This is a genomic window from Bradyrhizobium sp. BR13661 (assembly GCF_029892425.1).
Classification (GTDB): domain Bacteria; phylum Pseudomonadota; class Alphaproteobacteria; order Rhizobiales; family Xanthobacteraceae; genus Bradyrhizobium.
Genome location: NZ_JARXWB010000022.1, coordinates 44,281 through 65,979, shown reverse-complemented (window position 1 = coordinate 65,979; position 21,699 = coordinate 44,281). Strand labels below are relative to the sequence as shown.

Sequence of the window (21,699 nt, the reverse complement as noted above, 5' to 3'; positions counted from 1 at the left end):
GATCTGAAATGCGCGGCCCATTTGCGACGCGAGACAACAATGGCGAACGGATGCTGCAAGGACTTGCACGCTTCCGTTCGATGTCGCTGCTTTGCGCCATGCAGATGGTCTTTCTGCCGGTGTTCAGCGTCCGCCTGCAGGCGCAGACGGCGAACGTCATCACTCCGGACGGCCGCACCGGAACGAGCTTGCAGACCTCCGGCAGCGTCACCAACGTCACGACCTCGACGGTCTCGGGCGCCAACGCCTTCAACTCGTTCTCGCAGTTCAGCGTCGGGCAGGGCAACACCGTCAACCTGCAGCTGCCGACGGGGACGCAAAATCTCGTCAACATCGTTCGCGACGCGCCTGTCTACGTCAACGGCACGTTGAACTCCTACATGAACGGGGCGATCGGCGGTAACGTCTACTTCGCCGATCCCAAGGGCTTCGTCGTCGGCCGCAGCGGCACTGTGAACGTCGGCAGCCTCAACGTCTCGACCCCGACGCGCGAATTCACCGACAGCCTGATCGGCCCGAACGGGGCGATCAACGGCACGGCGGTCGGCAACCTCATGGCGGGCTCGTTCCCGGTCTCGCCGGACGGCAACGTCAGGATCTACGGCCGCATCAACGCGATCGACGGCGTGCGCCTGACCGGGCAGAACGTGCTGGTCGGCGGCGCCAGCCAGCGCGACATCGCCAATCTCGACCACGCCGCGAAGTTCGCAGCATCCGTCAATTCGAAAGGCCTGCGCAGCGCCAGCGCCATCACCGTGAGCAACGGCTCGATCCATATCGGCGCGGTGAACAACGCAACGGTCAACGGCCGGCTGACGGCGCGTAGCAAGACCACCACGCCGAGCGCAATCACGGTCGTGGCCGGTCACAACGCCGAGATCGGCAAGAATGCGAAGCTGAGCACGGCAAGTAAGACCGGCGATGCCGGCCCGGTCCTCGTCAAGGCCGGCAACGACCTGACCGTGAAGAGCGGTGCGGTGATCAGCGCCAGCTCGAAAACGGGCAATGCGGGCCTGGTCGAGCTGAGCGGAAACGGCGTCATCGACATCGGTAGCGGGGTCTCCATCAACCTCAGCGCGCCGAACGGCAAGGCGGGCACGCTCGTCATCGACCCGACCGATGTGGTGATCGGCGATACGGGGCAGGGCGACACCGGCGTAACGCTGTCGAACACGTCCGTCGCCAACGCCATCGCGGCGTTGAGCGCGGGTGCGACTTATGTTGTGCAGGCGGACAATTCGATTACGCTCGCCGCGCACGCCGTCATCGACGCCCGCCGTCTCGACGGCAGCGGTCATTCGACCGGCAACGCCAACAATGTCGAGCTCGACGCGAAGACGATCGACATCGTCAGTGGCGCGAAGATTCTGGCTCAAGCGGTCAATTCCGGCACGAGCTATACTGACGGCAGTGTCACCCTTGCGGCAACGGCGAGCGACAGCAAGCTGTCGGGACAAGCCACTGCGACCTCGGGAATCACGGTCGACGGCCGGATCACCGGCGGCAACATCACGATCGCCTCGGTTTCGACGGCGACATCGAGCTTCACGAGCTCGGTCCCCGGTCTCATGACGCTGGTCGGCACCACGCTCGCGGCCTCGATGCTCGGCATCAACGGCGGCTACGTGGCCGCGAGCGCCACTGCCACGGTCAACATCAACGGCAACGCCAACATCAACGGCACCGGCAACATCTCCATCGCCTCGCACGGCTCGGAGACGGCGCAGGATCCGTCCATTTCGAGTACCTTGCTCGGTGGCTCGCCGATCGGCGCTTCGGCCGTCGTCGGCAAGATCGACGGCAACGTCAGCACCAATGTTGCTTCCGGCGCCACGATCAGCGCGGGCGGCAATCTCGGCATCCACGCCATCAATGACGGTACGCTGAATGTCGCAGCGGTCGCGGCGACCTCCAGCGCGCAATTCGTCGAGACGGTGGCCTATTCAACCGGTTCGGTCTCGACCACGGCCAATGTCGCGACCGGCGCGAACCTTTCCGTCGGCAACGTAAACACATCCGGCAACTCGCTGACGGTGCGTGCGATCAACAACAACTCGTTCGCGACAAGTGCCACCTCGGTCGCGCTGAGCACACCGAATGCGAGCGGAGGCGTTGGCGGTGCGCTCGCCATCAGCAACGTCACCACGTCCGCAACGGCGAAGCTCGGCTCGTCGCTGGGCACCAGCGCGTCGTCGCGGATGAACGGCTCCGTCCTGGTCGAGGCGACCTCGAACACCACGAGCAACTCGACCATGGCCTCGACCATCGTCGGTACGCCGGCCCTGATCGGCGCGATCCAGGAGTTCCTGGTCTCCAGCCCCAGCCTGACGGGGATGATGGCTCAGCAGATGGTCTCGCTGATGCCTGTGGATTTCAACTTCAAGGCCGCCGGTGCGCTGTCGCTCGCCAACAGCACCGAGAATGCGACTGCCGCAATCGCCCAGAATCCGAGCGGCGGCGCGCCGAGCATCTACACGAGCGGCAACGTCGCCGTCGTCAGCAACCTGGTCGATCAGGGCGTGCGCAGCAACGCGACCTCCAGCGCGATCACGTCGGATGCGGCGGCCGGCGAGGGAACGGCGATCAGCGCTTCTGTCGCCTGGGGTAACTTTACCCACAATTCGAACGCGTATATCGGCGGCGGAACCCTGATCAATGCGGCGAACATCGCCGTCGACGCCAATACGTCAATGCCGATTACAAACTCCTGGCTGAAATGGGATGGATTGGCCCAGGTTCTCGGCCATCTCAACGGCAATCTCGGGGTCGGCGGGTCGATCCTGACCAGCTACGCGAATGCCACGGCCGACGCCGGCGACACCATCGGCATCGCCGGTTCGGTCAACCATTTCGTCGTCAACAACAACACCACGGCGTGGGTGGCGGGCGGAGCGAGCCTGACCACGACGTGCACGGCCGCTTGCGGAAGCAGCTGGTCGGCGACGATGGACAATGGTGACGTGCATACCTACGACGCCAGCCTTCAGATCGCGGCGACCACGACCACCGCATCGATCGATGCCGCCGGCAATGTCGGTACGCTCGGTTTCCTGCCCGGCAACACCTCCGGCGGATCGTCCATCGGCGGCTCGCTCAATTTCGTCCAGTTCAACACCAATACCATCGCCGGCATTTCTGACCGCGCGTCGGTGCGCGCGGCGAACGACATCGCTGTCAATGCGATCACCTCGGATCAATTCGTCGCGGTCGCGCCGTCGTCCGGCAAGGCCTCCGGCGCGCTGGCGTTGAACGGCATCACCTCGCTCGGCTTCCTCAACAACACGACGCATGCCTCGATTTCCAATCAGGCCACCGTTTATGCGCCGACGGTCAGCGTGCTGGCGCAGCAGGATTTGTCGGTCGTGTCGATTTCCGGCGCTGTGACTGCCGGCGGCGGTTCCGCGGTGGGCGTGTCGGTTGCCTATATGGGCGCAAATGCCGACACTGCCGCTTATGTCGGCGACAACCATTCCGACATCCGGCCCGGTGTGTTCAGTGCCGACGATCCGTTTGCCGGCACCAGCGGCGGAAGCGGCTCGCTCCACGTTGATAATCTCGCGATCAGCGCCACGACCTCCGGCCGGATCACGGTAGCCGCCGTCGCGGCGGCGATCTCCGAGCCGTCATTGTCGAACTTTGCCGGCAAGGCGAGCGCCGTCGGCGATGCTGCTACGGGAGGTGCCGGCGGCATAGCGGCGGGTGCGGCCAAAATCCAGCAGAGCTCGGGGGAGAGCCCGGAGGGCTTCAGCATCGATCTTGCCGGTAGCTCGTCGGTGAGCGCCGTCTCGCTCGCCACCAGCGCATACATCGCGAACGCGCAGCTTGATCGTTACACGACCACCGGCGCGGTCGCGGCAAATACGGTTGTCCAGGCGCTCAACGATACCAGGCTCAACAACGGCTCCGGTTCCGCCGCGGCCAACCTTGCCGGAGGCGACGGAGGTGCCAGCGTTGCGGTCGGAGCCGCGATTGCATCGGCGATGTCCAACAACGCGACGCTCGCCTATATGTCCGGCGTCACCTCGAACAATCAGAGTTCGATCACCGTGCAGGCGATGAACGGCGGCGCAGAGACCGTCGTCGCCCTGGGCGTGTCCGGATCAAAAGCCAACTCGGTGGCGCTGTCGGCTTCCGTGGGCATCATCACGGACAGCGCCAACGCCTATATCGAGAATTCCACGATCACCGGCGCCTCTACCGGCGTCAATCGCGCGCTCGAGGTCGATGCATACCAGACGGCCGACATCGCGATTGGCGGCGGTGCGCTCTATGTGTCGGGCGGCAAGGTCGGCATTGGCCTCACAATGGCCTATGCGTCGATCGCTGATCCCACAGGCGGAAAGGCGACGGACGCACATATCCGCCAGACCTCGATCTCGAATTACGACACCCTCTTGGTGCTGGCCGAAAACGCCGGTGTGATTGCCGCGGGCGCGGCGTCGGGCGGCCTGGCGACCAGCGGCAACGCACTTTCCGGCGCCATCGTGGTCGACGAGATCAGCCCAACCACGACGGCCTATATCAACAGCGGTTCGACGGTCACGATCAGCGTTGGCGGCGTCACCGTTCTGGCGGACAGCGGCTCGGTGTCGACGCAGTACCTGGACACGGTTCTCGATAATCTGGTCAAGAAGTCGAACAGTAATCAGCTCGCCTCCGACACCTGCACCACCTCGAGCGGCCGCGAAAACTGCGTCGACTTCGGCGCCGCCGTGTTGAATGGTGGAACCAGCAATGGTCCCGGCGGCAGCATTATTTCGGTCGCCGGTGTCATCACGGCGGCCAAGAACGACATCGGCGCATCGCTGGTCTACGACACCATCGCGACGACGCATTCGGCCTACATCGCCAACGTGAACATCGCAGGCGCTACCGCCAACGGCCGCGTCAACGTGAGCGCGATCGACTCCTCGAAGATCCAATCGGTCAGCCTCGGCATCGGCGGGTCGTCCGGCCAGTTCGCCGGCGTCGGCGGCATGACGATCAGCTCGATCACCAACACCGTTTCGGCCGGGATCGGCGACAGCAGATCGACCACGGATAATTCAAGCATTACGGCCCTCAATGTCTCGGTTACCGCCAGTGACAATTCAAGCATCACCGGCACCGCCGCAGTCGCAGCGATCGCGCCGAGTGGCGGAAGCGCCGCAGGTCTCGCGCTCGTCTACAGCAACATCGCCAACAATGTGAACGCCGGTGTGACCGGCTCCAAGCTGAGGGCCACGGGCACTGTCGCCGTCAACGCAAGCTCGAACGCCAGCATCTCGACGGTTGCAGTCGGTATCGCGATCTCCTCGCAGGTCGGTCTCGCGGGCTCGGTTGCCACCAATCTGATGGGCACCAACGTCACGGCCAGCATCACCGACAGTGCGGCCCTGGGCACCACCGATGGATCGGACGTCAGGGCGAACAACAACGTTGCCGTGATCGCCGGCAATATCGACAACGTGGTCGTGTCCGCCGGCGCGCTCTCGGTCTCCAAGGGCCCCGCCGGTGGCGCCGGCTCGATGGTGACCAACCGGATCACCGGCAGCACCTCGGCCTATATCAGCGGACCGAACACCACCGTCGACGCGTTTGGAACCAGCTCCACCGACACGCTGTCGGTCAATAGCGGCACGCTGGCGCATACGAACAATCTCAGCGGCTTCCAGGCGCCGACCGACAATACACCCGATCTGAGCGAGACCCAGGATACGGTGAAGGGCCTTGCCGTGGTCGCAAGCTCGCACCAGGCCGTCGTGACCAACGTGATGACGGTCGCGGCCGGCACCGGCATCTCCGTCATGGTCAACCCGATCACATCGGTGCTGAGCGGATCGACCAACGCTTATATCAGCGGTGCGAGCATCGATACGCACCTGACCAGTGCGGGTCTGCTGCCGCAGATCGATGTCGCTGCCTCGAGCTTCTCCTATTCCGGCGCGTTCGGCGCCGGCATCGTGCCGCCGACCGGCACCGGCGGTGGCGGCGCGACCATCATCAGCACGACGATGTCGCGCACCACGATGGCCACCATCACCAATTCGACGGTCGGCGGCGTCTCGTCGACGACGACGCCGACCGTCGGCGCCGTCACCGTGAAGTCCAATGCCGGGCAGGATGCGTCCTCGATCGGCGTCGGCTTCAACACCGGCTCAGTTGCCTTGAACGTCTTTACCGCGACCACCGAGGCCTATGTCGACGGCGGCGGGATGACGGCGTCGTCGCTCACCGTGAAGGCTTTGGACACCACCGGAATCTACTCCGCAGGCGGATCGGCCGCCTATGGCAGCCAGGCTGCGGCCGCGGCGGCCTTCCTGGTCCAGGTCTCGGCAAACCGGACCGAGGCCTATGTCGGCGACGAGTTCGCATATCATGGCGGCAGTTCGCAGCATTCGACCGCGCTCTCGCTGAGCGGCGCGCTCGACGTCGAGGCCAATACGACCGATCGTTTCCAGGCCTATTCGGTCGGCGGCTCGCTTTCGACCGGGACGGCCGCGATCGCCGGCATGGCGAATATCGAGATCGCCAACAACACCACCATCGCCGGTGTCTACGATATCGTTGCGCAGTCGCCCTCGATCGGCACGATGGGTGCGGTCACGATCAACGCGAACGAGGATGTGGCGATCAAGGAGATCGCCGGCGCGATCTCGATCGCCGCCAGCGGCGGCGGCGTCGGTTTCGGTGCCGCAGCCAACGTCATCGTTTTCAAGAGCCAGACCACTGCAGAAAGCATCAACAGCGACCTGAACTCTTCCGGCGCTATCAATGTCAGTGCACTTAGCACCAAGGAAGTTCAGTCCTATGCGGTCACCGCGGGCATCGGCGGCAGCGTCGGTATCGGTGCGACGGTCGGCGTCATCATCATCGGCTCCAACACGGCCGATTCCGATACGCAGCAGCAGGAAATCGGGCAGCTCGACCAGCGCGACAGCAGCGGTCACAACAACGGCACCATCACGGCGGTCAACAACAGCACCAATTCCGCCCCCAATTCCAACTGTACGCAGGGCAATTGTCCGGTCGCGAGCGGCACCACCGGCAATCCGGGCAGCGCCAATGTCAGTTCGACTTACGATGTCAGCACCGTGCTGTCGGGCGGTGCGGACGGCATCACCGCGCAGATCGCGGGCGGCAACATCACCGCTACTTCAGTCAACATCTCGGCGACCAGTGCGGTGGCGACCCAGCAGCGACTGCTCGGCGCGGGTTTTGCAAAGAATGTCGGCATTGGCGCCGCCGTCGGTTACACCGTCGTCGACAGCAGCGTGCTCGCCAATCTGAATGCGACCGTCAATGCTCCGACCGTCACGGTCGTCGCGGGCGTTCAGGATGCCACCTCCGGCCTCTATTCCGGCAGAACCATCGATACGGAGTCCGGTGCGGGAGCCGGTGCGCTCTATTTCGGTGGCAATGCCGCTGTCGCGATCGGCAAGGTCAGCAATAGCGTGACCGCAAATCTCGCCGGCTCGGTGACGGGGACCGGCGGAAGCGGCGTGTCCGTGTCGGCCCAGGATACGTCGAGCGAGCACCTGCTCGCGGCCGGCGCCAGCATCGGCATGGCGGCAGTCGGCGTCTCGATTGCCACCGCGACCCGGTCGAGCACGGTCGCATCGAATGTCGCGCCAGGCGCCACGGTCAACACGTCGGTCTTGAGGGTTGGCGCCAACGAAGCCGGCTCCCTGTCGGCCGAGGCGGATGCCGTGGCCGGCGGCATCGCCGCGGGTGATGGCGCTGACGCCAGTGCGACGGACGGGACCAGCGTGACGGCCGCGATCGGCGCGGGCGCGAACATCACCACGTCGGCCTCCGGCCTCGGAACCATCGTGCTGGCGATGTCCACCCCGGACGTTTCGAGCCAGGCGCTCGGCGTCGCGGTCGGCGGCGGCGCCGTTGGTCTCGCCTTCGCGCAGTCGAGAGTCACGACGACGGTGACGGCCGACGTCGGCGACAACGCCGTCTTCTCCGGCGGTCCGCTCGCCATCACCGCGATGGCGAGCGTGCCGGCCGACGGCACCACCGCCTACGCCAAGGCGCTCGCCGGCGGCGGCGGCTCGCTGATCGGCGCGCAGGGCAGCCTCGCCACGGCTTCGGACAACGCAACGGTCTCGGCCTATGGCGGCACCGGCATCACGCTTCCCAACAAGGATGTCGTGATCTCGGCCGAGAACGACAGCAGCCAATACGCGGAGGGGACGGGTCTTTCGAGCGGCTTCCTGGCGCTGGGCGCGACCGTTGCGCAGGTGTCGTCGAGCGCACACACCTATGCTTATCTCGGGGCGGGCGCGATCACTTCGGCCTCCAACATCGGCATTCTCCAGATCACGGCAACAGGCACCGATACCAACGTCGCCAACGCCATTGCCGGCGCGGGCGGTACCTATGCCGGCGTCGCGTCCGTGGCGACCACCAGTTCGACGGCAACGACCAATGCGCGGATCGACGGCAACGGGACCGACGACACGCTGTATTTCGGCGGCCTCAACATCCGCGCCAAACACACCACGAACTATGCCGCCAGCGGCGACGCCTACCAGGCCTCCACCGCCGGCGTCTCGGGAGGTAAGGCGCAAAACACCGTGACCACCAATACGACCGCCGAGATCGGCACGCACCTGATCATCAACTCGGCCGGCGGCGACATGGATCTCATCTCCAACGACATCGTCAACCAGGCCGGCGGCGGCGCGCGTTCGGGCTCGGGCGGCATGTTCGCCGGCGCCGCCGCGCTCAGCACCTCGACCGTCACCCAGACCGTGACCACTAATATCGATGCCGGGACGATCCTGAGCCTCAATGCCGATCCGCACGCGACCACCGGCGTGATCAACATCGAGGCCTACAACACACTCAGCACCACCGATACCGTGACCCTCGCCGCGGCCGGCTTGTTCGCCGGCGGCGGCGCCGAATCCGACATGACGGCGAACGCGACATTGACCGTCAACATCAATGCGCGGGAGCTGTTCAGCGCCGGCACCATCGACATCGGCTCCGCGTCCCGGATGTCGGCGAGCAACAACGCCAATGCCAGCCTCTATGGCGCGATCGCCGGCGTAGGCGCCAGCACCAATGCCTGGGTCCATGCCACCCAGGCCGTCAATGTCGGTTCAGGCTCGACGCTCCAGGCCTGGGGCGACATCAACATCTCGGCCGGGCTCGCCGGTGACGGCAGCGTCTACAGCAGCATCCAGGCGACCGCGACGACAGTGGTCTACAACAACACCGCGATTCCGATCTCGGTGCTCTATCGCGGCACCGCCAATGCCGACGACGACGCTGCCCTGACACTCGGCATCGGTTCACGCGTTCTCGGCGTTGAGGACGTCAACCTCGGCGCAAGCCCGGGCCAGGTCGCGGCGACGGGCCTCGGCAGCAACTACAATCCCTATCTGTCGATCTTCGGCGCCAAGAACAGCGATAACCACAGCAATACCAACAACGGCGGCACCGGCACGGTTGCGCTCAACGGCCTCGTCGTGGCCGGCATCTACAATGACCAGATCATCACCATTGCCCTGGGCTCATCGACCCCGACGCTGACGACGTCGAGCCCCTATAACGCGATGACGCTGGAGCAGGTCGCCGACGTCAATCATTTCAACCCGACCATGAGCTGGAACCACCAGACCATCCAGTACACGATCGTCGGCGGCTTCAATCCCTACCAGCAGATCGTCTCCCAGCTCGCATCCCTGAGCGGGCTGACGACGACCCAGGTCCAGACCGCGCTCGCCGCGACGCACCCTGCGATCACCTATGCCGGCAGCGATCCGACCGGCGATATCCAGCGTCAGATCAATGCGCTGATCCAGCAGGCGCCGTTCGCGACCAATGTCGCGGGCAACTCCTTCGCGTTCAACGACATCATGGTGTCTGCCGGCAACGTCTCGATCCTGGCGCAGAAGCTGACCGGGGCGGGGGGCGCGAACCAGGCGGCGCCGCAGGTGATTGCCCAGAGCTCGCCGATGATCAAGATCGACAATCAGGGGCTCAATTTCCTCGACCTCTCGAAGCTCTCGATCACGAATGTGAGCGGCGGCAATATCCTCTACCGGCAGGTCGACCACGTCGATCCGGACTCCTCGTCCAACGTGACCTTCACCTCGCACAGCAGCGCGACGCCGATCATCGACATTTCCGCGAGCTACAACACCCGCGACCCGATCAGCGGCCTGCCGTCCTACAACGGCCAGACGCTGACGCAGACGCCGGACATCTATTTCGACGGCGTCGTCACCAACGAGCAGGGGCTGCTCAAGATCACCAACAATCTCGGCAACGTGGTCGCGTCGAAGACATTCGATGCTGCGACCATCCAGATGGTGGTGCCCAACGGCTCGTTCACCTTCAACGGCGGCGCCGGCAGCATCTACAATTCCAACCACGACGTGGCCGACCAATGGGCCGGCACGGAATTCAAGCCGGGTGACCACGATACGCTGACCGCGGTGATGACGGCGGCGACCTATATCGGTGCCTATGGCGCCTACGACACCGGCGTGCACATCGCCTCCGGCGGCGACCATCCGTATTTCTATTATTGCTGCGCGTCCGGCAGCAGCGGCGTCCAGGGGACTGCGAGCAACAGCACGATCTTCACTGCGCGTATGCTGGAGCTGTACTACGACGGACGCTCGCTCTATTCGGCGATCTTCCTGCCGACGGGCAACGGTACGCCGAACAATGGCGGCGGCAGCGTGGGCAGCACCAGCACGCTCGCGACGATCGAGGGGCCGACGATTCAGTCGATCGTCACCGCGCCGTGGGAGAAGACGACCTACGACAACAGGGGCGTCTACACCAATAGCGGCGACTACCAGACCCCGTTCAACTGCTCGGGATGCGCGGCCTACTTCCAGGTCATCAATATCCAGCCGGCTGCGATCACGCCCGTGACCGCTGGCTCAGCCACCAATCCGCCCGCGAACGCGCCCTTCATCGTCGGCAAGGCGATCATCCTGTCGGCGTCGGTGCTCAACATCAACGGCACGATCCAGAGCGGCTCGAGCAGCAACTATTCGGTCAACATCGGCAACAGCGCCCTGAATGCCATCAACACGATCAAGGGCGACGCCGCGACCCTGGCCGCGGACAAGACTGCCGCCCTTCACGGGAACTATGTCGACCTGACGCCGTATCTGACGAAGGCGAACAGCGGCGACGTGCAGGTCACGGCCAAATACGATGCCGCCAATGACCAGATCCTGCTGAACAGCGTGGTGCAGGGTACCGGCGGCTATGTCTATCTCAACGGCAAGATCATCTCGACCTCGACCCAGGCCGACTCGCAGGGCAACGTAGTCCCGCAGGGCAACATCATCATCAATGGCGGCGCCGGCACCATCACGGTGAACAACACCACCGGCGTCCAGCTCGTCACCAACACCATCAATACCGGCGTCAGCGCCAACAGCGTCATCGAGATCGTCGACCAGCTCAAGCAGCAGACGAAGTGGTACGTCTACAATCCAAGCGCGCCGGGCGGTCAGCAGGTTTCGACCTATGTGGCCAACAACGTCACTGCGAGCCAGTACACCTCGAACATGCTGACGGGCGTGGGCAGCACGGCGGGTCTGCAATATCAGCCGCAAAGCAATATGTACTATCAGTGGGTCGACACGGCGACGCTTGCGCGTTCGACCAGCGCCACGCAGTTCGACTACGGCTGGCAATATACGTCCGGCAACAACGTCACCGGTCCCTGGGTCCGCACCACCAGCCTGGTGCAGAACGTCCAGCAGGTCGCCAACGGCGCCCCGACGGGCGCGTTGCAGAGCTCCAATTACCAGGAAGTCATCACCGCCGGCGGCTCGTATCACGGCGGCGGCTACAACACGGGCGCCGGCAAGTGCTGCGGCGCGGACGGCCACTTCGACTGGTACCAGGAGATCTGGGACCACATCACGCTGACCCTGACCAATACGGTCAAGGCGTCCAACCCGATCGGTATCCAGTTCAATGGCGGCGGCACCTCGACGGTTGCGGTCAACTCAAACTCGAGCATCGTGATCAACGGTCCGATCAACAATCTGCAGGGCACCACGACGGTCGCGGCGACCGGCGCCAATTCGGCGATCACCGTGGGCGCGAATGCCAACAATCCGTTGATCTCAGGCACCAGCGTGACGCTCACTGCGCCTGGCGGTATCGGCACGATCGGTGCGGGCGGGGCGCCCGTGCAGGTGCAGGTCTATGGCGGCACCCTGACCGCGAGCACTGTCGACCACGACATCGCGATCTCGGCCGTCGGCTCGCTCTCGATCAATCGGGTGGCGGTGAATTCGGCTGTCAACGGCAACGCGCCGCAAGGCAGCGTCTATCTGGCGGCGACCGGCGATATCAACTCGGCCTCGACCTACGACGTCACCACCCCGGTGGTGATCGGCAAGAACATCGAGATCGATTCAACTGGCGGCGCCATCGGCGCGACGCTGAGCGTAAACGGCAGCGGCGTTGCCACGCTGACGGCCAATCCGCTGGTGATCCAGGCAACGGGCACGACGCTGGCCGACGGCAGCGTGGATGGCGGCATTCTCAACAGTTCGTCAGTCACCGGCACCTATATCGTGCAGTCGAAGGGCGACCTGCGGCTCGGCACGGTCGCCTCGAGCGGCGGGCCTGTGTTCCTCGAGGCCGCGGCCTCCGACGGCAACCATGCCAGCATCCTGAACGGCCTGACGTCCGGCGGGCTCACTTCGGCGCAGAGCGCGCATCTGGCGGACGTCTGGGCCAGCCTCGACCTGCTCAGCGGCAACGCAGCCACGGCAGCGGTTAACAGCTATCAGTCGATGGTGACCGCGGCCTATAACGATTACTTCCAGCTCAAGAACATCGCCTTCACCAACTGCGCCACCGCGTGCACCTATAATCCCAGCTCGGTCGGTCTGACCGTGCTGCGGGCGCAGGTTGCCGCCAAGCTCGGCATCGATCCCACGCGCGTCACGGCGACGGATATGCAAACCGAGGCGACGCAGCGTCTCGAGAGGGACCAGTTCCTGCTCGGCGTGAAGAGCGCAGGCCAGCTCACGGATTCGCTCACGACATTGTTCGGCGGAACGCTCGCGGCGAACCTGTTCACGAACCTCTTCCAGGGCGTGACCGCCGTTAACCAGCGCATGCCCACCAACGCGGCGCTGCAAACGGCGTTGAACAGCTACAATGCGAACTATTCCTACACGCTCGCCTCGACCGAGAGGCTCTACGGCATGATCACTGCGGGCTCGCAGTGGACACAGAGCCAGCTGGCCTACACGGTCTCTTCGTCGGCCGTCGGCGCGCCGCCGCCGCCGATCGACGACACCGTCGTGCCCAACATCAGGGCCAGCCAGGTCATGCTGTACACGCCGAACGGTTCGGTCGGCCAGCTTGCGGCGCCGCAGACGTTCAACTTCACCAGTGTCAACGCGTCGTCGCTCACGGCTGCCCAGAAGGGCCTGCTCGCATCGGCCGGCCCCGGGCAACTCGTCGTCTCGTCCTCGACCGACCCGACGAGCGGCGTCGTGACCTACAATGTGACGCTGTCGCAGCAGAGCCTCGTCATTCTCGACAATCCGACCGCGGTCTCGGCCAAGGCGGCGGCGGAGATCTATCTCGGCAGCAAGAACAACCTCGTGCTCGGCGGCATCGCGGCTGCCACCTACGGCCCGATCGCGGCCGCGCAAGCCAACGGCATCAGTGTGGTCAGGGGTGACGTCAAGCTCGACGCCGTCGGCAACATTTCTGCGGGTGTGACCGGCGTGGCGGTGATCTCCGGCGATATTCCGAATCTGACTGTCATCGCCGAGCACGGCAACGTCGGAAGTGCCGGCACGACCGGAGGCGATCCCAACGGCAACGCGAATGCGATCCAGATCGCGTTCTCGAGCCCGACCACCGACCATCTCGACCAGGTCTCGTCCGGCCAGGGCATCTACGTAAAACAGACCACCGGTGACCTCGTGCTCGGCAACATCTCCGCCAGCGGTGCGATCCAGCTGGCTGCGACCGGCAGCATCTATGCCGAAGCCGGGTTCACCGATCGCACCGCCAAGCATATCGTGGGCTCGGACCTCGATCTGCGCGCCGGCGGCGCCGTCAGCTTCAACGGCTCGACCTTCCAGCCGCTGCAGGTGCAGATCTCCGGCGCCGTCACCGGCTCGGCTGTCGGTGACCTCAGCCTGCTGGCGGTGACGGGCGATCTCACGGTCGGCGCCACCGGCACCTACGGCACGCTGTCGTCAGGCGGAGCGCTGACGCTGAACGTGCCGATCGGAGCGCTCACCATCAATGCCGACGTCAGCAGCGTCGGCCTGATGCAGTTGCTCGCCAACCGCGCGGTGATGATCGCCGCCGGCACCAGCACGACGCCGCTGGCTGTCGCCAGCTCGCAGAGCGGCGTGACGCTGGCCGCCGCGACGCTCTCGATGGGCGCCTATTCGGCCATCGATGCGGCCGGTGTGATCTCGGTGACGACCACAGGCAATGCGACCATCGGCCAGCTGAATTCGTCGCTGTCCTATGCGGCGGCTGCGAATGCTCCGTCTGTTATCGTGACCGCCGGCGGCGTCGCCTCGCTCGGGGCGATCATCGACAATGGGGATGGCCAGACCGAGTTCGTCGCGTCCGGCGCTGGCGCCGAAGTGTCGCTGAGCGCATCGAACGGCATCGGCAGCGCGACGGATCGGCTCACCCTCAGCGCCGCGCTGCTGTCGGCAAGCACGTCCGCTGGCGGCATCTACGTGAAGACTCTCATCGACACCGAGGCGACGCTGCTGTCCGCCGTGAAGGGCAGCGTCGATATCCTGGGCACCGGCGGCCTGACGCTCGATCAGGTGGCCGCGGGCACGGCGACGGGCGCGCGCGGCAGCTTCAGCGCCGTCACCGCCAACGGCAGCATCGTGATCGGGACCGCAACCAGCAGCGGTTCGCAGACGATCCACGCCAACCGGAACGTCACGTTCAAGGCGCTGGCCACGACCGGCGTCGCGGGCGACGTCGGCAACGTCAACGTCACCGCCGACAACGGCTTCATTCTGGCGCAGACGGTGATCTCGGGTGGCGTAACGACGCTCGGCTCGCTCTCGGCCAACGGCCTGGCGGCGCTGATTGCCGGCACGACCATATCAGGCAATACGCTTGCGGCCACGACCGGCTCGGGCCTGCTCACGTCAGGCGGCCCGATCAACTGGAACACGCTCAACGTCGCGACGACACTGGATGCGACGGCAAGCCAGGGCAGCATCACCTTCAAGACCGCGCAGAGCGGCGGCACAGAGACCATCCACGCCCATGACAACGTCACGTTCAACGCGCTCACGGCCACTGGCATCACCGGCGATGCCGGCAGCATCAGCGTCACCGCCGACAACGGCTTCATTCTGGCGCAGACGGTGACGTCAGGCGGCGCAACCACGCTGGGCGCGGTCTCGGCCAACGGCTCGGCGTCGCTGGTGGCGGCAACGACCATCACCGGCAACACGCTCGCCGCCACGAACGGCTCGGGCCTGCTGATTTCAGGCGGCCCGATCAACTGGAACACGCTCAACGTCGCGACAACGCTGGGCGCAACCGCAAGCCAGGGCAGCATCAGCTTCAAGACCGCGCAGAGCGGCGGCACGCAGACCATCCACGCCCATGACAACGTGACGTTCAACGCACTCACGGCGACTGGCATCACCGGCGATGCCGGCAGCATCAGCGTCAATGCTGATCACGGCTTCATCCTGGCGCAGACGGTGACGTCAGGCGGCGCAACGACGCTGGGCTCGCTCTCGGCCAACGGCTCCGCAACGCTGATCGCGGCGCTGACGAACACCGGTCACAATCTCACGGCGCGGGGTAACGCGCTGCTGCGGGGCACCGTGGTCAATTGGGACAACCTCAATGTCGGCGGCACGCTCGGCATCACCGCGACCACTGGCGGCATCACGCTCGGAACCGCCGTCAGCGGCGGAACGCAAAACCTGCACGCCGTTTCCGACATCGTCTTCACCCAGCTGACGACCACCGGCATCCCGGGCGATGCCGGAGATATCAACCTCACGTCGACCGCCGGCTCGCTCCGTGGTGGATCGATCTCCGCCAACGGCGATACCCATTTCGATACGGCCGGCTCGATCTCGCTGGATCGTCTCAGGGGCAGCACGATCAAGCTGTCCTCACGAGGCGATCTGACGATCGGCTTCGTCAGCGTCGTCAAGGAGCTCGACCTCGCCGCCGACACCATCAACGTCAAGGGTGAGCAGATCCGTTCGAACCCGCCGATTCCGCTGATCATGAATGTCACCGGCTACAATGGCGGGACGGCGACGTCTGCGAATGTGTCGATCGATCCGCTCGCCATCATCGTCAACCAGTTCAACGTGGTGGATGCGAGCTTCCTGACCGACGCGCAGGCCGTCTCGATCCTGAACGGCTATGTGCCGGGCCAGCTCATTCTCACCACGGCGACCGAGCAGGTGCTGCTGAACAACCGTTCGCCGGCGCCGACGAACTGGCCGTCGCTGCAGCTCTACCAGCCGGGCGGCGTCTTCACGATGAGCCAGACCGGCAACGCCAACGTCAGCAATGCCTATGTGGTGTTCTACACCGGCGACATGTCGGCGACCGTGACCAATTACGGAGCGACCCACACCTGCTGCAACGACTACACGGGCGCCAGCATGATGCGCAACGTCGCGGTCGACGGCGAGGGCTATGAGAGCATCGACACCTGGCTGGCGCAGAAGAGCGGGGGAACGTTCTACCAGCTCGGCCTCTCCGGCCATGCACGGCTCGACGCATTGCTGTCGCCGCGCCCGGTCGAGACCATCGGGACCGGTCCCGCTGTCAACATCGAGGGGCTCAGCGACATGCGCAAGCTGCGTCGCCACGGCCAGCGCATCGGGCGCCCGGGCTGGAAGGATGCAGCTGTTGGTGTCATGGCGAAGCCGGCGATGAGCCGTCTTGCGGAGGCGTGGTAAGGAACGATGCGAGTTCTGGGGGCAGCATTGGGGGTCGGGCTTGCAGCGTCGAGCATCGTTGCTGCGCGCGCGCAGGTGCCCTCCATCAATCCCGGCGCGATCCAGAACGACGTTGACCGGCAACGCCGCCAGTTTGAGCAACAGAGCGAGCCGCCAAAGCTGAACGGCCCGGCGGTGGTCGGCGGCCCCAGGGAGAAGTCCCCGCTGCTGAAGCCGGGCGGCCCGAAATTCCGCCTGCGCAAGCTCGAATTCGAGCCATCCAAATTCATCACGCCGGCCGAGCTCGACGAGATCGCGAAGAAATATATCGGCAAGAACGTCGACATCGCGACGCTGTTGCAGATCGTCGCCGACATCAATGCCATCTACACCGAGCGCGGCATCGTGACCGGGATCGCGACCCTGCCGGATCAGGATCCCAAGGACGGCACGGTCAAGATCAAGCTGACCGAAGGCCGGCTCGAGAAGACGACCATCGAGGGCAACAAGCAGACCCGCACTGACTACATCCTGCAGCGCGTGAAGGAGCCGGAAGGCGAGGTTCTCGACGTTCCCAAGCTCAATCGCGACGTGATCTGGTTCAACCGGACCAACGACGTGCAGATCAAGGCGCTGCTCCAGCCCGGCTCGAACTTCGGCCTGACCGATCTCCAGTTCGCGGTGATCGAGCCGCCGGTCGACACCTGGCAGCTGTTCGTCGACAACCAGGGCGCCGAAAACACCGGCCGCTGGGAAGGCGGCACCTTCTATAAACGCCACGGTCTGTTCGGCGTCGACGACCGCCTGACATTCTACGGCGTCCGCTCGGACGGCAACCTCAACGGCAACGTCGCCTACAGCGTTCCGGTCAACCCCTGGGGCGGACGCGCCGGCGTCAGCTATACGGAGGGCAAGATCAAGATCATCAACGGTCCCTTCGTCGCGCTCGACGTCACCGGGCGGTCGAGCCAGGCCGCGGTCAATTTCAGCCAGCCGCTCTGGGTGACGCAGAACTGGCTGATCCTGCTGAACGCCGCCGAGACCGAGGGCAAGACGGTGAGCCGGTTCGCGACCGTCGCAGTGACCGACGACCATTACGACAAGGCCACGGCCGGCGTCTCCGTGACCAATTCCGGCAATACCTATTCGATCACGGTCTCGCCGGCCGTGAACTACATCGAATGGCAGGACCACGTGCTCGGCAACAACCGCACGTTCAACACTTATACCGGCACGCTGATTGCGACCAGCGCTGCGGGTCCCGCCAATTTCAGCACGAACGTGCTGGCGAGCTGGCAGTACACCCAGGAGAAGCTGCTGCCGGGCGACCAGATCTTCACGATCGGCGGCCCCACCACCGTGCGCGGCTATCCGACCAACGCGGCGTCCGGCGACAGCGGCTATTATTTCAACGCCGAGCTGCACTACAACTGGTCGCAATGGCTTCGGGGATTCGACACGTACATCTTTACCGACTGGGGCGCGGTGTATTCCACATTCCCCGGCGTCACTGAAATGGCCTCGGTCGGCGTCGGCTTCTCCTGGACCTACGCGCAGTTCATGACGTTCGAGGCGAACTATGCGACGCCGCTGAAGAATGCGGTGGCGACCCAGCACCATTACGAGGCCTATGGCCGCGTCATCGTCCGCCCGCTGCTGATGTTCGAGAAACAGCAGAGCGCGGTGCCGGTGGCAGCCGTTGCCGACAAGAGCAAGTCGTAGGACAGTTTCGTTCAGTGCGCGTCGGCTCCGCCGGTCCCAACTCGCAATGACGAAGGATGGTGCGTGCGACCTTACTACCGCCGCAGCGTGAATTCGTCGGGGCTCCGCCGGTGCTCCCACTTCGCCCGCTCGAGCTCGGGCTGGTCGCACTCGGCCTCGGGATAGCCGATGCAGAGATAGGCGATGAATTTCCAGGAGGCGGGCACGTCGAGCACGTCGTGGACCCGCTGCGGATTGAGGATCGAGACCCAGCCGAGCCCGATGCCGTCGGCGCGCGCGGCGAGCCACATCGCGGTGATCGCCGCAACCACGGAATACTCTGTTGTCTCCGGCATGGTCGCGCGGCCGAGGCCGTGGCCGATGTCGCCGGCCTTGTCGGCGAAGATTGCAAGATGCGCTGGCGCCTGTTCGAGCCCGGAGAGCTTCAGCGCTGCATAGCGTCCGGCGCGCTCGCCGGAATAGCAGTTCAGCGCATCGGCGTTGCATGCCTTGAAGTCGTCGATCACGGCGCGGCGCCGCGCAGCGTCGTCGACGATGACGAAGCGCCACGGCTGGCTCAGGCCGACCGAGGGGGACAGGCAAGCCGTCTCGATCAGCCGCTCCACGGCGCCGGCGGGCAGCGCGTCGGTGCGAAAACGGCGCACGTCGCGCCGCCACACGAACAGCTCGCGCAATTGCCGGCGGAAGGCGTCGTCGAACTCGACCATCAGTCATCCTCCCCCGTGCAGGAACGCGGCCGCGACCAGCAGGATCAGGATTTCGCCGGCCTGCTCGAAAGCGCCGAGGATGTCGCCGGTCTGTCCGCCGATCTGACGGATGGCGAGCCGCGCCAAAATCAACCCGGCGAGCGAGAGCAGCACCAGGCCGATCAGCGCCTTGGCCGGCCCGAGTGTGAGCGCAAGGACGAGCGTTCCGGCAGCGAAGGCGATGGCGACACTCCGGCCAGGCGGTGATCCGGCGCCTGCGGAAAGTCCGTCACGCCGTGCCGGGGGAACGAGCGACATGAATGCGGGCAGGCCCGCGCGGGCGGCGGCATGGGCCGCGCAGAGCGCCAGCATCACGGCCCACGGGCTGGCGATCGCCGCGAGCGCGCTCCAGCGCAGGCCGAACGACAGGATCAGCGCGCAAGTACCGTAGCTGCCGATCCGGCTGTCGCGCATGATCTCGAGCTTGCGCTCGCGCGTTCGGCCGCCGCCGAGACCATCGGCGGTATCGGCAAGCCCGTCCTCGTGCAGCGCGCCGGTGATGGCCGTCGTGGTGGCGAGCGCGAGCAGGGCGGCGATGCCGGCCGTCAGCCCGAGTTTGCTCGCGAGCGCATAGGATGCCGCGCCGGCAAGGCCGACCAGCAATCCCGCGACCGGCAACGCCCAGGTCGCGCGCGCGATGGTGCCGTCGGCGGCAGGCTTCGACGAGGCCACCGGCACGATCGTGACGAAGGACGAGGCGATCCTGAGATCGTCGACGACGTCGTTGAGAATGTCGGTGCGCGGCATCATTTCAATTTCATCGGCAGGCCGGCGACGACGAACTCGACCTCGTCGGCAATGGCTGCGACGGTCTGGTTCATGATCCCCGCGGCGTCGCGAAAGCTGCGCGCCAGCGCGTTGTCGGGCACGATGCCGAGCCCGACCTCGTTGGTGACGAGCACGACCGGGTTCTTGAGGTTGATCAGGGTGGCGGCAAGCGCGTTCACCTCGTGCTCCCAGTCGCGTTCCGCATGCATCAGGTTAGAGAGCCACAGGGTCAGGCAGTCGACGAGCCGCGCGCCGCCGCCATCGGTTGCGACCAGTGCGGGCACGAGATCGAGCGGCACCTCGCGTTCGATCCAGTCGGTTCCGCGGCGCGCGCGATGTTTTCCGATGCGCGCCTCCATCTCCGCATCGAGCGCCTCGGCCGTCGCGACATAGACGGGCTGCCCGGGAAAGGCGCGCGTGCGCGATTCCGCACGCTTGCTCTTGCCCGATCGCGCTCCGCCCGTGATCAAGATGACCGCCATCAAAGTCTCCTGGGAGCCTGACTAATCACCAAACGCGGCCAAAGACAAAGCCGAAATCAGGCGGGCAGGGGCTTGCGCTCGCCCGCCGCTTTGCGCAACAGGGGCGGGACAGGAGGCGGGCGTGGGTTTTGCGGGTGCGATGGTGGTGGCGATGGCGGTGGATGCCCTCACGGGCTGGCCATCACAGCTGTTTGCCCGGATCGGCCATCCCGTGACCTGGCTCGGCCGGCTGATCGCTGCGATCGACGCCGGCTGGAATCGGGCGTCCGACCCGCCGGCCTTTCGGCGCGCGACGGGGACTGCAGGCGCGCTTGTGGTGATCGTGCTGTCCGTCGTTTGCGGCTGGTTGCTGCAATCCATGTTTCCCTCAGGCTGGATCCGGATCGCGCTAGTCGGCATTTTTGCCTGGCCGCTGGTCGCGCTGCGTTCGTTGCACGACCATGTTGCCGCCGTCGCCAATCCCCTGCTGGGCGGTGACATTGCGGCCGCGCGCGGAGCGGTCTCGCGCATCGTCGGCCGCGATCCCGCTGCGCTCGATGAGGCCGGCATCGCGCGCGCCGCGATCGAGAGCCTCGCCGAAAATACGTCCGACGGTATTGTGGCGCCGGTGTTCTGGGGCGCAGTGTTCGGCTTGCCCGGCATCCTCGGCTACAAGGCGATCAACACGCTGGATTCCATGATCGGCCATCGCAGCGAACGGCACGAGGCGTTTGGCTGGGCGGCTGCCCGCATCGACGACGTCGCCAATTTCATCCCGGCGCGCCTGACCGGTTTCCTGTTCGTGCTGCTCGCGCCGCGGCGATCCGAAGCGCTGTCGTGCATGACGCGCGATGCGCGCCGTCATCGCTCGCCCAATGCAGGCTGGCCGGAGGCGGCCATGGCCGGCGCGCTCGGCGTGCGGCTCAGCGGTCCCCGCATCTATCACGGCAAAACCACCGACGAGCCCTGGCTCAACGAGGGCGCGCGCGATCCGCATCCCGCCGACATCGTCGGGGGCCTGACGATCTATCGCCGCGCCATGCTGCTGCTCGCCGGCGTGCTTGCGATCCTGGCCTTCGCATGAAAGAACGGGGC

Annotated in this window: 6 protein-coding genes; 3 read left to right on the top strand and 3 right to left on the bottom strand. The window is 65.4% G+C overall.

The features are described 5' to 3' along the window. Positions 1-8 precede the first annotated feature (8 nt). Together M2427_RS29220 and M2427_RS29215 are read left to right on the top strand one after the other, a co-directional pair. On the top strand, positions 9-16,928 hold the full coding sequence (locus tag M2427_RS29220) for a leukotoxin LktA family filamentous adhesin (protein ID WP_280710340.1): 16,920 nt from the start codon (positions 9-11) through the stop codon (positions 16,926-16,928). Between the two features lie 6 nt (positions 16,929-16,934). After that, on the top strand, positions 16,935-18,629 hold the full coding sequence (locus M2427_RS29215) for a ShlB/FhaC/HecB family hemolysin secretion/activation protein (protein ID WP_280710339.1): 1,695 nt from the start codon (positions 16,935-16,937) through the stop codon (positions 18,627-18,629). A 74-nt stretch (positions 18,630-18,703) separates the two neighbouring features. On the opposite strand, the gene bluB is transcribed toward M2427_RS29215, so the two are convergent. The 3 genes from bluB to cobU are packed head-to-tail and all read right to left on the bottom strand — an operon-like array spanning position 18,704 to position 20,625. Continuing rightward, complete coding sequence (bluB, locus tag M2427_RS29210; protein ID WP_280710338.1) at positions 18,704-19,336, bottom strand: 5,6-dimethylbenzimidazole synthase; 633 nt, start codon at positions 19,334-19,336, stop codon at positions 18,704-18,706. Positions 19,337-19,339: 3 nt separating this feature from the next. Beyond that, on the bottom strand, positions 19,340-20,125 hold the full coding sequence (gene cobS, locus M2427_RS29205) for an adenosylcobinamide-GDP ribazoletransferase (protein WP_280710337.1): 786 nt from the start codon (positions 20,123-20,125) through the stop codon (positions 19,340-19,342). After that, the gene (gene cobU / locus M2427_RS29200) at positions 20,122-20,625 is read right to left on the bottom strand and encodes a bifunctional adenosylcobinamide kinase/adenosylcobinamide-phosphate guanylyltransferase (RefSeq protein WP_280710336.1); all 504 of its coding nucleotides are present in this window, start codon (positions 20,623-20,625) and stop codon (positions 20,122-20,124) included. Before cobU ends, cobS begins: the two co-directional genes overlap by 4 nt. 121 nt (positions 20,626-20,746) lie before the next feature. Between cobU and cbiB the strand changes: the two genes are divergently transcribed. After that, complete coding sequence (gene cbiB / locus M2427_RS29195) at positions 20,747-21,688, top strand: adenosylcobinamide-phosphate synthase CbiB (RefSeq protein WP_280710335.1); 942 nt, start codon at positions 20,747-20,749, stop codon at positions 21,686-21,688. The last annotated feature ends 11 nt before the right edge of the window (positions 21,689-21,699 follow it).